The following is a 16,092-nucleotide window of genomic DNA, read 5'->3' as shown; positions in this document are numbered from 1 at the left end:
CAATGACAAACACCTACCTGATTTCCGGCGCCGCTTTACCGGACGGCTCGCGGACCGACATCCTGCTCCGCGACGGCGTCCTCGCCGAGCTTGGCTCGGGCCTGTCGGCCGCCGGCGCCCAGCGCATCGACGCCGACGGCCTCGTCGCACTGCCCGGCCTGGTCGACCTGCACACCCACCTCCGCGAACCCGGGTACGAGCAGAGCGAGACGGTGCTCACCGGCACCCAGGCCGCCGCAGCCGGCGGATTCACCGCCGTGTTCGCCATGGCCAACACCTCGCCGGTGGCCGACACCGCCGGCGTCGTCGAACAGGAGCTCTCGCTGGGGGAGCAGGCCGGCTACGCGACCGTGCAGCCGATCGGCGCCGTCACCGTCGGCCTCGCCGGTGAACGGCTCGCCGAACTCGGCGCGATGGCCTCCTCCCGCGCCCGGGTGCGGGTGTTCTCCGACGACGGCTCCTGCGTCTGGGACCCGCTGCTCATGCGCCGCGCCCTCGAATACGTCAAGAGCTTCGACGGCGTCATCGCCCAGCACGCCCAGGAGCCCCGCCTCACCGTCGGCGCGCAGATGAACGAGGGCGCCGTCTCCGGCGAACTCGGCCTCACCGGCTGGCCCGCTGTCGCCGAGGAGTCGATCATCGCCCGTGACGTCCTCCTCGCCGAGCACGTCGGCTCGAGCCTCCACATCTGCCACGTCTCCACGGCCGGGTCGGTCGACGTCCTGCGCTGGGCGAAAGCCCGCGGCATCCGCGTCACCGCCGAGGTCACCCCGCACCACCTGCTCCTCGACGAGGAACTCGTCCGCAGCTTCGACGCCCGCTACAAGGTCAACCCGCCGCTCCGGCGTCGTGAAGACGTGATGGCCCTCCGCGATGCGCTGGCCGACGGCACCATCGACATCGTCGCCACCGACCACGCCCCGCACCCGGTCGAGAACAAGGACTGCGAATGGGATGCCGCCGCCAACGGCATGGTCGGCCTCGAGTCCGCACTCAGCGTGGTGCACGCATCCGTCGTCGAGACCGGCCAGCTGGACTGGGCCGACGTCGCCCGCGTGCTCTCCTCCACCCCGGCACGGATCGGCCGGATCTCGAGCCACGGGCAGGGCCTCGTCGCCGGCGCCCCGGGGCACGTGACCCTCTACGACCCAGCCGCGACCCGCGCCTTCAGCACCGCCGACCTCGCCGGCAAAGGCGTGAACTCGCCGTTCCTCGGCCGCACCCTTCCCGGTCGGGTGGTCGCCACCTTCCACTCCGGCTTCGCCACTGTCCTCGACGGGAACCTCCGCCCGGCCGACGAAGTGGCTCGACTCGCCGCCGAGCAGAGAATGGCGACCCGTGCCTGACCGCCTTCTCCCGGCGATCCTCGTCCTGGGGCTGCTCGCCCTGCTGCTGCTGGGGATGTGGCTTGCGTGGCGTGCACGTGCACGGCGTGACGCCGGCGTCCCCGCCGGGCTTCCGCTGCCGGCGGACGGCATTCACCCGATCCTCACCACCGACGTGCTTTACGTCGCGACGACCCGGGCAGGACAGCCGCTCGAACGCCTCGCGATCCGCGGGCTCGCGTTCCGCGCGCGGGCCGAGCTCACCGTCGCCGACGAGGGCGTCGTCCTTGCCGTGCCCGGGCAGGACCCGATCTTCCTCGCGTCCGCGCAGCTCCGGTCGGCGCAGACCGCCACCTGGACCATCGACCGCGTCGTCGAATCGAACGGCATGATCGCGCTGTCCTGGCGATCCGCCGAGACGGATGTCGACAGTTACCTCCGCGTGATCGACGCCACCCGGCAGTCCGCCGTGCTCTCCACCCTGACTTCCCTCATCCCGGCACCGGCCAGGCCCGGGCCCACCGACTCCACCACCTCCACTGAGAGTGAGAAATAATGAGCAGCTCGAGTTTTGGCTCAGCGACACCGGCCGTCCTCGTCCTCGAAGACGGCAGCCGCTACGTCGGCCGCGCCTACGGCGCCACCGGCAAGACCCTCGGCGAAGCCGTGTTCGCCACCGGCATGACCGGCTACCAGGAGACGCTCACCGACCCGTCGTACGCCGGGCAGATCGTCCTCATGACCGCGCCCCACATCGGCAACACCGGTGTCAACAATGAAGACATGGAGTCGAAGAAGATCTGGGTCGCCGGCTTCGTCGTGCGTGACCCCTCGCGCGTCGTCTCCAACTTCCGCGCCGAGGACAGCCTCGACAACGACCTCACCACCACCGGCGTCGTCGGGATCAGCAATATCGACACTCGCGCCGTCACCCGCCACATCCGCGACAAGGGCGCCATGCGCGCCGGGATCTTCTCCGGCGAGTTCTTCGACCTGTCCGAAGGGGACCAGCTCGACCAGGTCCGCCAGGGCCCGTCGATGAAGGGCAGGAACCTCTCCCACGACGTCTCGACCATCGACCCGTATGAAGTTCCCGCGCAGGGCGACCGGGTGGGCCGCGTCGCCGTGCTCGACCTCGGCATCAAGACGTCGACGGTGAAGTACCTGGCCGAACGCGGCTTCGACGTGCTCGTGCTGCCGCAGAACGTCACCGCCGAGCACGTGCTGTCGCTGAACCCCGACGCGCTGTTCTTCTCGAACGGCCCCGGCGACCCCGCGGCATCCGACGACCATGTCACGCTGCTGCGCGCCGTCCTCCGTGAAAACGTGCCGTTCTTCGGCATCTGCTTCGGCAACCAGCTCCTCGGCCGCGCGCTCGGCTTCGGCACGTACAAGCTGCCGTTCGGGCACCGCGGCATCAACCAGCCCGTGCTCGAGAAGTCGACCGGCCGGGTCGAGATCACCTCGCAGAACCACGGTTTCGCCGTCGACCTGCCGATCGAGGGCGAACACCAGTCGCCCGAGGGATTCGGCCGGGTGACCGTCAGCCACTACAGCCTCAACGACCAGGTCGTCGAAGGGCTCGCCTGCCTCGACATCCCGGCGTTCAGCGTCCAGTACCACCCGGAGGCCGCGGCAGGCCCCAACGACGCCAACCACCTCTTCGATCGATTCCGCGACCTCGTGATCTCGAACCAGGCCAACCGAGCAGGAGACAACAACTAATGCCCAAGCGCGACGACATCCAGAGTGTCCTTGTCATCGGCTCAGGTCCGATCGTCATCGGCCAGGCGGCCGAATTCGACTACTCCGGAACCCAGGCCTGCCGCGTGCTCCGCGAAGAGGGCGTCCGCGTCATCCTCGTGAACTCCAACCCGGCCACGATCATGACCGACCCCGACTTCGCCGACGCCACCTACATCGAACCGATCACCTGGGAAGTCCTCGAGACGATCATCGCGAAGGAAAAACCGGATGCCATTCTGCCCACCCTGGGCGGGCAGACGGCCCTCAACGCGGCGATCCAGCTGCACGAGCACGGGATCCTCGAGAAGTACGACGTCGAACTGATCGGCGCGAATTTCGAGGCCATCAACAAGGGCGAGGACCGCCAGATCTTCAAGGACCTCGTGATCGAGTGCGGCGCAGACGTCGCGAAGTCCTACATCGCACACACCGTCGACGAGGCCATCGAATTCGCCGAGGACCTGGGCTACCCGCTCGTCATCCGCCCCTCGTTCACCATGGGCGGCCTGGGCTCCGGCTTCGCCTACACCCGTGACGAGCTCGTCCGCATGGTCACGGACGGCCTGCACCAGAGCCCCACCACCGAGGTCCTCCTCGAGGAGTCCATCCTCGGCTGGAAGGAGTACGAGCTCGAGCTCATGCGCGACACCGCCGACAACACCGTCGTCGTCTGCTCGATCGAGAACGTCGACCCGGTCGGCGTGCACACCGGCGACTCGATCACAGTAGCCCCGGCGCTCACGCTGACCGACCGCGAATACCAGAAACTCCGCGACATCGGCATCGACATCATCCGCGCCGTCGGCGTCGACACCGGCGGCTGCAACATCCAGTTCGCCATCGACCCGGCAGACGGCCGCATCATCGTCATCGAGATGAACCCGCGGGTGTCCCGTTCGAGCGCCCTCGCGTCGAAGGCCACCGGCTTCCCGATCGCGAAGATCGCCGCCAAGCTCGCCATCGGCTACCACCTCGACGAGATCCCCAACGACATCACGAAGGTCACCCCGGCGAGCTTCGAACCGACGCTCGACTACGTCGTCGTCAAGGTGCCGCGGTTCGCCTTCGAGAAGTTCCCGGCGGCGGATGCCACGCTCACCACCACCATGAAATCGGTCGGCGAGGCGATGGCGATCGGCCGCAACTTCGCCACCGCCCTCCAGAAGGCGCTGCGCTCGCTCGAAAAGCGCGGCTCCAGCTTCCACTGGGGCGAGGAGAACCGCTCGATCGACGAACTCCTCCGGGTGGCCGCCGTTCCCACCGACGGCCGCATCGTCGTCGTCCAGCAGGCGCTCCGCCTCGGCGCAACGCCCGAGCAGCTGTTCGAAGCCACCAAGATCGACCCGTGGTTCCTCGACCAGATCGTGCTCATCAACGAGGTCGCCGACTACATCCGTGACGCTGCGCGGCTCGACACCGACGTGCTCGTCACCGCCAAGAACCACGGCTTCTCGGACGTCCAGATCGGGCAACTGCGCGGCTTCGGCGAGGCCGAAGTGCGTGAGGTGCGCCACATCCTCGATGTGCGCCCGGTCTTCAAGACCGTCGACACCTGCGCGGGGGAGTTCCCGGCGCTCACGCCGTACCACTACTCCAGCTACGACGAAGAGACCGAGGTCACGCCCTCCGACCGCCGCAAGGTCGTCATCCTCGGCTCAGGGCCGAACCGGATCGGCCAGGGCATCGAGTTCGACTACTCCTGCGTCCACGCCTCCTTCGCTCTCCGCGACGCCGGGTTTGAGACGATCATGATCAACTGCAACCCGGAGACCGTCTCAACCGACTACGACACGAGTGACCGGCTCTACTTCGAACCGCTGACACTCGAGGACGTCCTCGAGGTCCTCCACGCGGAGAGCGCCGCCGGCGAACTCGTCGGAGTCGTCGTCCAACTCGGCGGCCAGACCGCCCTCGGCCTCGCCGCCGGCCTGAAAGCCGCCGGCATCCCGATCCTCGGCACCACCCCCGAAGCGATCAACCTCGCCGAGGAACGCGGTGAGTTCTCCCAGATCCTCGACGACGCCGGACTGCTCGCCCCGAAGAACGGCACGGCCACCGAAGTGACCGGCGCCGTCACGATCGCCGAGGATATCGGCTACCCCGTGCTCGTCCGCCCCAGCTTCGTCCTCGGCGGCCGCGGCATGGAGATCGTCTACGACAGCGCCTCCCTCCGGGACTATTTCCTCCGGATGGCCGACCAGGGCATCATCGGCCCCCAGCACCCGCTGCTGGTCGACCGGTTCCTCGACGACGCCATCGAGATCGACGTCGACGCCATTTACGACGGCACCGAGCTGTACATCGGCGGCGTCATGGAGCACATCGAGGAGGCCGGAATCCACTCCGGCGACTCGAGCTGTACCCTGCCGCCCATCTCGCTCGGCCGCGCCCAGATCGACCGGGTCCGTGAAGCGACCCTCGCGATCGCCCAGGGCATCGGCGTGCAGGGACTCCTCAACGTGCAATTCGCGATCGGTGCGGGCATCCTCTACGTGCTCGAAGCCAACCCGCGGGCCTCCCGCACCGTGCCCTTCGTCTCCAAGGCGCTCGGCATCCCGCTGGCCAAGGCGGCGTCGCTCGTCATGACCGGCTCGACGATCGCGGAGCTCAAGGAATCCGCGCTGCTGCCGCCCGTGGACGGCTCACGGATCCCGATGGATTCCCCGGTCTCGGTCAAGGAGGCCGTGCTGCCGTTCAAGCGGTTCCGCACGGTCGACGGCCGGATCGTCGACTCGATCCTCGGACCGGAGATGCGCTCCACCGGCGAAGTGATGGGCATCGACAAGGACTTCCCGCGGGCCTTCGCCAAGAGCCAGACCGCCGCGTACGGCGGAGTTCCGCTCACCGGCACCGTCTTCGTCTCGGTCTCCGACCGTGACAAGCGCTCCATCGTGCTTCCGATCCTGCGCCTCTCCGAACTCGGTTACGACATCCTCGCCACCGTCGGCACGGCAGAGATCCTCAACCGCAACGGCATCTCGGCGCGCACCGTCCGCAAGTTCAGCGAGGGCGACGAGTCCGAACTGGGCGAGCCGTCCATCGTCGAACTGATCAACCGCCACGAAGTCGACATCGTCATCAACACGCCGTCCGGCCGGAGCGGTCGCGCCGACGGGTATGAGATCCGCGCCGCAGCCGTAGCCGAAGACAAGGCGCTGTTCACGACGATCGCCGAACTGACCGCGGCGGTCGCGTCGATCGAAGCGGTTCGGAACGGCTTCGAGGTCCGCTCGCTGCAGGAATACGCCCAGGACCGGGCGCTCCGCGCATGACCGCCGGTTTCGCCTCCCGACTGGCCGGCGTCTTCGCCGGCCAGGGTCGGCTCTGCGTCGGCATCGACCCGCACGGCTGGCTCCTGTCGGAGTGGAATCTGCCGGACACTGCGGAGGGCGCCCGGGAGTTCGGGCTGCGCATCGTCGACGCCGCCTCCGGCCTCGCCGGGATCGTGAAACCGCAGGTGGCGTTCTTCGAGCGCTTCGGTTCGCGCGGCTTCGACGCACTCGAACAGGTGATCAGGGCGGCCCGCGAACAGGACATCCTCGTGATCGCCGACGCCAAACGCGGCGACGTCGGATCCAGCGTCGACGCGTACGGCGAAACCTGGCTTGGCGAGGGCTCGCCCCTCGAGTCGGATGCCGTCACCCTGAACCCGTTCCAGGGCGTCGGCGCACTGTCCGGCCCGTTCGAGCTCGCACACCGGAACGGGAAGGGCATCTTCGTCCTCGCCGCGACATCCAACCCGGAGGGGATCGCCGGTCAGAAGGCAAAACTCACCTCCGGAAGGACCCTCGCTCGGAGTATTCTCGACGACGTGACCACGTGGAATGCAGCGCACACGACCGGCCCGCTCGGGAACGTCGGCGTCGTCCTCGGGGCGACCCTCGACCTCGCCGAATTCGAGCTCGGCGATTCCCCGGTACCCGCTCCTCCCGTGCTCGCACCGGGATTCGGCCACCAGGGAGCATCCGTCGCGGACCTCACAACCATTTACGGGGCGCTCTCCGACGGCGTGATCGTCTCAGAGTCCCGTGCCCTCCTCGCGACAGGCCCCGCGCGCATCCGCCAGGCCGTTGCCGCCCGAGCAGAAGAGGTGAGACTGGCCAGTGCCTGAATCGACCGACAGAACACCACCGGACGTTGACCGGGTCGCCGCATCGCGCGCCGCCGTTGAAGCGCGTCGCGCGCGCGCGGCGCTGAAGAATGCCATCGCCGACGGCTCCACAACCGCCCTGTCCGTCCTCGACGACGGACTGGCGAACCCCGAAGGCGTCGCCGGCCGGATGCGCGTCACCGATTTTCTCCTGAGCGTGCCCGCCATCGGCCGCACCAAACTCGCCCGCATCCTGCAGGATTTGGGCATCTCGCCGTCGAAGAGGATCGGGGGACTCGGCCACAACCAGCGCGGTCGCCTGCGGAACTTCGTCATCGATCGTGAACAGCGCAACCGGGGGAGGCGCAAGAGCCGCCTCGTCGTGCTCGCCGGCCCCACGGCCGTCGGCAAGGGCACGGTGGCGACGCACATCAGGGAGAACTATCCCACTGTGCTCCTCTCCGTCTCAGCGACCACCCGCGCACCGCGGCCGGGAGAGGTCGAAGGTGTGAACTACTTCTTCGTCGACGACACCGAGTTCGACAGGCTCATCGCCGACCACGAACTTCTCGAGTACGCAACGGTGCACAACGCCTACCGGTACGGCACCCCGCGCGCGCCGATCGAGAAGGCGCTCAGCTCCGGCCACAGCGTTCTCCTCGAGATCGACATCCAGGGGGCCCGTCAGGTGCGGGATGCCATGCCGGAGGCCACCCTCGTCTTCCTCCTGCCGCCGAGCTGGGACGAACTCGTCCGCCGCCTGGTCGGCCGGGGGACCGAAGACGCCGAGGAACGGGACCGCCGCCTCAGCACCGCGAAGCATGAATTGGCAGCCCAGGATGAGTTCGATTACCGGGTCGTGAACCGCACCGTGGCCGAAGCCGCCCGGGAGGTCGTAGACTTGATGCAGACTCGCGGCCCGTCAGACACCGTTAAGGCGTAACGCGCGCCGCCGACAGACCTCTATTCTCCAATCCGCAACACACGAGGAGTGTGACTTCAGTATGGCTGAAAAGCCCAAGGGCATCATTGACCCGCCCATCGACGACCTGCTTTCCAAGGTCGATTCCAAATACGCCCTGGTGATCTTCGCGTCCAAGCGCGCCCGCCAGATCAACGACTACTACTCCGACCTGCACGAAGGAAGCCTCTTCGACAACGTCGGCCCGCTCGTCGACTCGCACGTCGAGGACAAGCCGCTCTCCGTCGCACTCCACGAGATCAACGAGGACAAGCTCGTCCTGCGTCCCATCGTCGAGTAACACGTCGTCCTCCCGATGACAGGTTCTCTGAATGTCGTTGTCGGCATAACGGGTGGCATCGCCGCATACAAAGCGGTCGGTGTCATCCGTTCTTTCGTGCTCGCCGGGCATCACGTCCAGGTGGTCGCCACCGCCGGGGCTCTCCGGTTCGTGGGCAGGCCCACCCTCGAAGCGATCTCGCGTAACCCGGTGCACACCGAGCTGTACGAGGGTGTCGCCGAGGTTCGCCACGTCGCCATCGGGCAGGCCGCCGACCTCATCGTCATCGCCCCCGCAACAGCGAACACGATCGCGCGTCTGGCCACCGGCCTCGCCGACGACCTGCTGGGCAACACGGTGCTCGCGAGCACGGCACCCGTCGTGATCGCCCCGGCCATGCACACCGAAATGTGGCAGAACCCGGCCACACAGGCGAATGTCGCCACGCTCCGCTCCCGCGGGGTCACCGTCGTCGGTCCGGCCAGCGGGCAGCTCACCGGTGCCGATTCAGGCCCCGGCCGGATGGAAGAACCCGAAACCATCGTGCAGGCCGCCCTGGCCCTGATGGACGGGAACCAGGAACCAGGCGACCTCGCAGGCACCCGGATCGTCGTCACCGCCGGAGGAACCCGCGAGCCGCTCGACCCGGTGCGCTTCCTCGGCAACCGCTCCAGTGGCAAGCAGGGCGTCGCCCTCGCCTCCGCAGCTGTGCGGCGTGGCGCCACCGTCACCCTCATCGCCTCCCACCTCGACGTCCCCCCGCCAGACGGCGTCACGCTGGTGCACGCACCGAGCGCCGCCGAGCTCCAGCAAGCGGTGACGGATGCCGCCGGTTCGGCAGATATCGTCATCATGGCCGCCGCCGTCTCCGACTACCGCCCAGCCGAGAGGCAGGACGCGAAGATCACCAAGCAAGATCACGGCGCCGAACTCACTCTGAGGCTCGTTCAGAACCCGGACATCCTCGCTTCTCTCGCGGCATCCGCCCGCCCGGGCCAGGTGATCGTCGGTTTCGCGGCCGAAACGACACCGGGTCACGACGAACTCCTGCGGGTCGGCCGGGCAAAGCTCGCCCGGAAGGGATGCGACTACCTCGTCGTCAACCGGGTCGGGTGGAACGAGGGGTTCGCGCTCGACACCAACTCGATCGTCGTCCTGGCGCGGGGAGGCGACGTCGCTGTCGAGGCATCCGGCAGCAAGCTCGACGTGGCCGATCACATCCTCGACGCCGTGACCGGCAGGGCGAGCGTCCCCGCTCGCTGACGCAGAACGTAACCGGAGTGCCTCCCAGCAGCCCGGCGATATAGTGATGATGGCCCTCCCAGCTGCACGATGTCGGTGGTCTCACCGACACTGGCCTGCGGGCGGCCCTCCCGAATTCTTGTTTTCGCCCCGTACCTTTTGGAGCTGGTATGACGCATCTGCGCCTGTTCACCTCGGAGTCCGTCACTGAAGGACACCCAGACAAAGTCTGTGACCAGATCTCAGACAGCATTCTGGATGCCATGCTCAAACAGGATCCAGACAGTCGCGTCGCCGTCGAAACCCTCGTCACCACCGGGCTCGTCCATGTCGCCGGCGAGGTCACCACCGAGGCCTACGTCGAGATTCCCGCGCTCATCCGCGAACTCGTCACCGACATCGGCTACAACCATTCCGACGTTGGCTTCGACGGCGCATCCTGCGGTGTCTCCGTTTCCATCGGCCAGCAGTCCCCGGACATCGCGCAGGGCGTCGACGACGCCTTCGAAACCCGCGAACTGGCGAGTTCCGACGCGCTCGACCACCAGGGAGCAGGCGACCAGGGCATCATGTTCGGCTTCGCCACGACAGAAACCCCGCAGTTGATGCCCGTGCCCGGGTGGATCGCCCACCGCCTCGCCGAGCGGCTCTCCGCCGTACGCAAATCAGGCGAGCTGGACTACCTGCGCCCCGACGGCAAGACGCAGGTGACGATCGGCTACGACGGGATCACCCCGCGCAGCGTTGAGACGGTGGTTCTCTCGACCCAGCACGAGGAAGGGATCGCCCTCGACCGGTTGCGCGCAGACGTCGAGGAACACGTCATCCGTCCGGTCCTCGACGGGGTCGACCTCGACTCGTCCGGTGTCAACTTCCTGATCAACCCGACCGGCCGTTTCGTCATCGGAGGCCCGGCCGGCGACGCCGGCCTCACCGGCCGCAAGATCATCATCGACACCTACGGCGGGGCCGCCCGCCACGGCGGCGGGGCGTTCAGCGGCAAGGACCCGTCGAAGGTCGACCGCTCAGCCGCATACGCGATGCGGTGGGTGGCCAAGAATGCTGTCGCCGCCGGTTTCGCCGACAAGCTCGAGGTGCAGGTCGCGTACGCGATCGGCAAAGCGGCGCCGGTCGGGCTTTACGTGGAAACGTTCGGTACCGCGAAGATCTCCGAAGAGACGATCGTCGACGCCATCCGGGAGGTCTTCGACCTGCGCCCAGCCGCGATCATCCGCGACCTCGACCTGAAACGCCCGATCTACGCGGCCACCGCCGCCTACGGCCACTTCGGCCGCGAACTTCCGGACTTCACCTGGGAACGGCTCGACAAGGTCGCCGACCTGCACAGCGCAGCCGGCATCTGATTGGCTCAGGGCGGAACATGACCGAGGGCGCCGCAACCGGAATTGCCCCACCCGCGCCGGCCCGGCGAACCACGACGGCCCGGGTCGTCTTCGACTCCCCGCTGCCGCAACTCGATCACCTCTTCGACTACCGGATCCCTCAGGAACTCGAGGCTGACGCGCTCCCCGGCGTGCGTGTCACCGTGCCGCTGCGCTCCGCCGGCCGTGTCGCCCGCGGCTATATCGTCGAGATCGTCGATGAGGCTGATGGTTTCGACGGGGAACTGAGCCCGCTCGACTCCGTGGTCTCTGCGGTCCCGGTGCTCACCCCCGAGGTGTGGGCGCTGGCCCGTAAGGCCGCCGACCGGGCCGCCGGCGGCGCCAGCGACATCCTCCGCCTCGCGATCCCCGCACGGCAGGTGCGCGTGGAGAAGACCTGGCAGCGCGAACAACTGGAAGGTGTGGCCGGGTCACCGGTGCCTGACGCACCGGAACTCGACGGCTACGGGCCCGCTCTCGCCGAGATGCTCGCCGCACACGGGCGGGTCGCGCTCGACGTTTCCCCGCAGGTCGTCCGTCTCGGCTCGGGCACCTGGGTCGGTCGGTGGGCGGTCACCCTCGCGCAGGCCGCCGCCCGTACCGTCTTCGGCGGCGAGACTGCGATCCTCGCCGTGCCCGACTACCGCGACAGCGACCAATTGTTCGCGGCGCTCAGCGAGTACCTTCCGGGCGACCGGATCACCCGCGTCGACGCGTCGCAACCGAACGCCGACCGGTACCGGGCGTTCCTCGACTGCCTGACCGACATCCCGCGCGTGATCCTCGGCAACCGGTCCGCCGTGTACGCGCCGGCAGCCGCGCTCGGCCTTCTCGCCATCTTCGACGACGGCGACCCGTTGTACTCCGAACCGCTCGCCCCGTACGTCCACGCGAGGGACGCCGCGCTCATCCGACAGCAACAGTCCGGGGCAGCCCTCGTGCTCGCCGGGCACACCCGCAGCGTCGACGCCCAGCGACTCGTCGAACTCGGGTGGGTCGAAGCGGTCAGCCCGGAACGCTCCGTCACCCCGCGTGTGCTGATCACGGCGAAGGCCGACCATGACGACACGGCCGTCACCGCGCGCATCCCGTCGATGGCGTGGCGCCAGGCGAAGGAAGCGATCGCCACCGGACCCGTGCTCGTCCAGGTCGCCCGGCCCGGATACGCGCCCGTTCTCGCCTGCGCCACCTGCTCCTCGGCCGCCAGGTGCGCCACCTGCGCCGGCCCCCTCGGCATCGCCTCCGCCGGCTCCGCGCCGTCCTGCACCCTGTGCGGGGCGATCGCCGCCGGCTGGACGTGCCCCACCTGCGAGGGCACCAAACTGCGCCTCGTCACCCGCGGCACCGGGCGCACCGCCGAGGAACTGGGCCGGGCGTTCCCCGGCGTGCCGGTGATCATCTCGGACGGCGACCGGCAGGTCACCACCGTCGAGGCCAGGCCGGCGCTCGTCATCGCCACCCGCGGCGCTGAACCCGTCGCGGCCGGCGGCTACGCCGCCGTCCTGCTGCTCGACGGCGACCGCATGCTCGCAGCGGAGCACCTCCGCATCGGCGAGGACTGCCTGCGCTGGTGGTCGAATGCGGCCGCACTCGCGCGCCCGGGAGCCCCCGTCGTGCTCACCGGGGTCACCGGCGACCTCGCCCGCGCTCTCGCCACCTGGACCCAGCCCGCGTTCGCACACACAGAACTGCTCGACCGTCGCGCGCTGCGGTTCCCGCCCGCCGTCCGCGCGGCATCCGTGTCCGGAGACGCGGCCGCCGTGGCCGCCGCCGTCACCGAGGTCCGCGACCTGCCCGGGGCGAGCATCCTCGGGCCGACACCCACCGACGACGGGGTTCGGGCGATCCTCCGGCTCGACTACGCGCAGGCCGGCGACGCGGCCCGGCTGCTCCGCGGCGCCGTCGTGCGGAACGCGACCAGGCGACGCAAGGCACCGCAGGGGAAAGCCGGTTACCGGCCGCCGCCTACACTGAAAGTTCGCTTCGACGACCCGGAGATCCTGTCATGACCCCCCGAGCTTCCGCATGAGACTGATTTTCGCCGGTACGCCCGACGTGGCCGTGCCCAGCCTGGAACGCCTTCGTGCCGGGGACCACGACGTCGTCGCCGTGCTCACCCGTGAGGATGCGCCGCTCGGCCGCAAACGCGTGCTCACGCCGTCGCCCGTCGCCCGCGCCGCCGCGGATGCCGGCGTTCCGGTGATCAAGGCCAACCGGCTCACCGACGACGTGACCGCGGCCATCGCCGACCTCGACGCCGACCTCGGAGTCATCGTCGCGTACGGCGGCCTGCTCCGCGAGCCGCTGCTGTCCACGCCGCGGCACGGCTGGATCAACCTGCACTTCTCGCTGCTTCCCGCCTGGCGGGGAGCGGCGCCCGTGCAGCACGCGCTGCTCGCCGGCGACACGATCACCGGTGCGAGCGTGTTCCAGCTCGTCCGCGAACTCGACGCCGGCGACCTGTTCGGCGTCCTCGAACACACGATCGACCCGGATGCGACCGCCGGGGCGCTCCTCGACGAGCTCGCCGACTCCGGGGCCGGCTTCCTGGCCGGCATCGTCGACGACATCGGTGCTGGATCAGCTCGAGCGGTTCCGCAGGCGGGCGCAGCGACCCTCGCCCCGAAACTGAGCATCGACGACGGCCGGCTGGACTGGACCGCCCCGGCGGACGAGGTGTACAACCGGTTTCGCGGCGTCACCCCTGAGCCGGGCGCCCACACCGAGATCAGCGGCACCCGGTTCAAGATCCTCGACGCGCGCCTGGCGCCGACCGCCACACTTCCCGCCGGTGCCGTCGACCGCTCCGACGGCCGCATCCTCATCGGCACCGCAACGTCGGCGCTCGAACTCCTGCGTGTCCAACCGGCAGGAAAGCCGGCCATGCCAGCATCCGACTGGTGGCGAGGACTCAGCCACGACCAGCCCATCCAGGCAGAGTAGGCCCGACACATGACTCCAGCACAAGGCCAAACGCCCGTCCAGCCCGCGCGGCGTATCGCCTACGACGTCCTCGCCGCGGTGAGCACCGACGACGCCTACGCGAACCTGCTCCTGCCGACACTCATCGCCAGAGCCGCCCTCAACTCCGCCGATGCGGGCCTCGCCACCGAGCTCACCTACGGAACGCTCCGGCTCCGCGGCTACTACGACCGGGTGATCGCCCTGGCCGCCGGGCGGGACATCGGCCAGATCGACACGGGAATCCTCGACGTCCTCCGGCTCGGCGCCCACCAGCTCCTCGCCACCCGGGTCGCGCCCCACGCCGCCGTCAACGAGTCCGTCGCCCTCGCCCGCATGGTCGGCTCACGCTCCGCCGTCGGGTTCACCAACGGCGTCCTGCGGACCATCTCACGGTCCACGCCCGAGGAATGGCGCGAACGCGTGCTCGCCGCGGCGACCAACGCCGACGACCGGCTCGCCGCCGACTACGCCCACCCGGCCTGGATTCTCCGCGCCTTCCGGCAGGCCCTCGCCCTCGAAGGCCGCGCCGACGAACTGCCCGCCCTCCTCGCCGCAGACAACCAGGCGCCCCGGGTGAACCTGGTCGCGCTGCCCGGTCTCGCCGAGGTGCCCGACGACGCCGAGACCGACCGGTATTCGCCGTTCGGCTTCACCCTCTCCGGCGGTGACCCGGATGCCGCGATCCGCCACGAGGACGGACGCCTGCGGGTGCAGGACGAAGGCTCCCAACTCGCGGCACTCGCGCTCAGCCGCGCCCGGCCGGTGACGGCGGGGGAACGCTGGCTCGACCTCTGCGCAGGCCCTGGCGGCAAGACCGCGCTGCTCGGCGCCGAAGCCGCCCTCTCCGGGGCGACCGTCACCGCCAACGAAATCGTCCCGGCCCGCGCCCAGCTCGTCCGCCGCGCCGTCGCCCCGGTACCCGGAGACATCGCCGTCACCGAACTCGACGGCACCCAGGTCGGAGAACTCCAGCCGGAAGCCTGGGACCGCATCCTCGTCGACGCACCCTGCACCGGCCTCGGCGCGCTCCGCCGCCGCCCCGAGGCGCGCTGGCGCAAGACCGCGAAGGACGTAGCCGACCTCACCGTGCTCCAGCAGTCGCTCCTGCTGTCGGCTTTCGACGCCCTCAAACCGGGCGGTGTGCTCGCCTACGTCACCTGCTCGCCGCACGTCGCCGAGACCCGCGGCGTGGTCTCCGATGCCCTCCGCCGGCTCGGCGACGCGGCCGAACTGCTCGACACCGCCGGGGCCGTGCAGTCGGTGGCCGTTGAGAAGCTCGACCTGCCCGATCCCGTCGCCGGCGAGACCGGCACGACGGTCCAGCTCTGGCCGCACCGCCACGGGACGGATGCCATGTTCATCGCCCTGATCGCCAAATCGCGGTCGACCGCTCGCACTCGTTAGGCTGGCGGGATGTCGATTCGAATCTCCCCGAGCATCCTGGCCGCCGATTTCGTCAACATCGAGCGTGACCTCGGGCGAATCAGCACCGCCGACCTCGTCCACGTCGATGTCATGGACAACCATTTCGTGCCCAACCTGACCTTCGGCCCGCAGATGGTCGACCGGATCCAGCAGGTGTCGGCGCTGCCGCTCGACGTGCACCTCATGATCGAAGACCCCGACCGCTGGGCCCCCGGCTACGCCGAACTCGGCGCGTACAGTGTCACCTTCCACGCCGAAGCCACCGCCGAACCCGTCACCCTGGCCCGGCGCCTCCGCTCGATCGGCGCCCGCGCCGGCATCGCCCTCAAACCGGGAACCCCGGTCGAGCCCTACCTCGACCTGCTCGCCGAATTCGACCAGGTGCTCGTCATGACGGTCGAGCCCGGTTTCGGCGGGCAGTCATTCATGCAGGAGACCATGCCCAAGCTCGAGCTGCTCCGGCAACAACTCGACCGCACCGGGGGAGACGTCTGGCTGCAGGTCGACGGGGGCATCAACGAGGACACCGTCGGTATCGCCGCGGCGGCCGGGGCCGACACCTTCGTCGCCGGCTCCAGCGTCTTCGGCTCCGACAACCCCACTCTGCGAATCAGCGCGCTGCGCGAGGCGGCGGCATCCGGGCACGCGCACGGCCCGTCATCGCGAAGCTAGTACCC

The 16,092-nt window shown here is 69.1% G+C and carries 13 protein-coding genes; all 13 read left to right on the top strand.

Annotated elements, in window-relative coordinates:
* Window positions 1-2: 2 nt before the first annotated feature.
* The 13 genes from ABIE24_RS01320 (at window position 3) to rpe (ending at window position 16,087) form a co-directional block, all read left to right on the top strand.
* Entirely contained in the window at window positions 3-1,346 is a 1,344-nt protein-coding gene (locus ABIE24_RS01320) for a dihydroorotase (protein ID WP_354496044.1), read from the top strand.
* Window positions 1,339-1,881, top strand: coding sequence for a PH-like domain-containing protein (locus ABIE24_RS01315; protein WP_354496042.1), 543 nt, complete (start codon window positions 1,339-1,341; stop codon window positions 1,879-1,881). The genes ABIE24_RS01320 and ABIE24_RS01315 overlap by 8 nt, the downstream gene beginning before the upstream one ends.
* Window positions 1,881-3,050: a glutamine-hydrolyzing carbamoyl-phosphate synthase small subunit gene (gene carA / locus ABIE24_RS01310; RefSeq protein ID WP_354496040.1), complete on the top strand. Its 1,170-nt coding sequence runs from the start codon at window positions 1,881-1,883 to the stop codon at window positions 3,048-3,050. Before ABIE24_RS01315 ends, carA begins: the two co-directional genes overlap by 1 nt.
* Complete coding sequence (gene carB, locus ABIE24_RS01305; protein WP_354496038.1) at window positions 3,050-6,343, top strand: carbamoyl-phosphate synthase large subunit; 3,294 nt, start codon at window positions 3,050-3,052, stop codon at window positions 6,341-6,343. Before carA ends, carB begins: the two co-directional genes overlap by 1 nt.
* Window positions 6,340-7,182 carry an orotidine-5'-phosphate decarboxylase gene (gene pyrF, locus ABIE24_RS01300; RefSeq protein ID WP_354496036.1) on the top strand — a complete coding sequence of 281 codons (843 nt, stop codon included), beginning with the start codon at window positions 6,340-6,342 and terminating at the stop codon, window positions 7,180-7,182. Before carB ends, pyrF begins: the two co-directional genes overlap by 4 nt.
* Window positions 7,175-8,104 carry a guanylate kinase gene (gene gmk / locus ABIE24_RS01295; protein ID WP_354496035.1) on the top strand — a complete coding sequence of 310 codons (930 nt, stop codon included), beginning with the start codon at window positions 7,175-7,177 and terminating at the stop codon, window positions 8,102-8,104. The genes pyrF and gmk overlap by 8 nt, the downstream gene beginning before the upstream one ends.
* A gap of 61 nt (window positions 8,105-8,165) precedes the next feature.
* Entirely contained in the window at window positions 8,166-8,423 is a 258-nt protein-coding gene (gene rpoZ, locus ABIE24_RS01290) for a DNA-directed RNA polymerase subunit omega (protein WP_090712805.1), read from the top strand.
* A gap of 15 nt (window positions 8,424-8,438) precedes the next feature.
* Window positions 8,439-9,665, top strand: coding sequence for a bifunctional phosphopantothenoylcysteine decarboxylase/phosphopantothenate--cysteine ligase CoaBC (coaBC, locus tag ABIE24_RS01285; RefSeq protein ID WP_354496033.1), 1,227 nt, complete (start codon window positions 8,439-8,441; stop codon window positions 9,663-9,665).
* 149 nt (window positions 9,666-9,814) lie between these two features.
* Window positions 9,815-11,008 (top strand): methionine adenosyltransferase, encoded by a 1,194-nt coding sequence (gene metK / locus ABIE24_RS01280; protein ID WP_354496031.1) that lies wholly within the window; start codon window positions 9,815-9,817, stop codon window positions 11,006-11,008.
* A 17-nt stretch (window positions 11,009-11,025) separates the two neighbouring features.
* The gene (locus ABIE24_RS01275) at window positions 11,026-13,035 is read left to right on the top strand and encodes a primosomal protein N' family DNA-binding protein (RefSeq protein ID WP_354496029.1); all 2,010 of its coding nucleotides are present in this window, start codon (window positions 11,026-11,028) and stop codon (window positions 13,033-13,035) included.
* A 16-nt stretch (window positions 13,036-13,051) separates the two neighbouring features.
* A complete protein-coding gene (fmt, locus tag ABIE24_RS01270) occupies window positions 13,052-13,969 on the top strand; it encodes a methionyl-tRNA formyltransferase (protein ID WP_354496028.1) in 918 nt (305 codons plus the stop codon).
* A gap of 9 nt (window positions 13,970-13,978) precedes the next feature.
* Window positions 13,979-15,394, top strand: a complete 1,416-nt coding sequence (locus ABIE24_RS01265) for an RsmB/NOP family class I SAM-dependent RNA methyltransferase (RefSeq protein WP_354496026.1) — start codon at window positions 13,979-13,981, stop codon at window positions 15,392-15,394.
* Window positions 15,395-15,403: 9 nt separating this feature from the next.
* Complete coding sequence (gene rpe / locus ABIE24_RS01260) at window positions 15,404-16,087, top strand: ribulose-phosphate 3-epimerase (RefSeq protein ID WP_354496024.1); 684 nt, start codon at window positions 15,404-15,406, stop codon at window positions 16,085-16,087.
* Window positions 16,088-16,092: the final 5 nt, after the last annotated feature.

Source organism: Mycetocola sp. 2940, from assembly GCF_040548835.1.
Taxonomy (GTDB): Bacteria; Actinomycetota; Actinomycetes; order Actinomycetales; family Microbacteriaceae; genus Mycetocola_A.
Note: the sequence above shows the minus strand (reverse complement) of the source record. Positions and strands in the feature narration are given on the sequence as shown.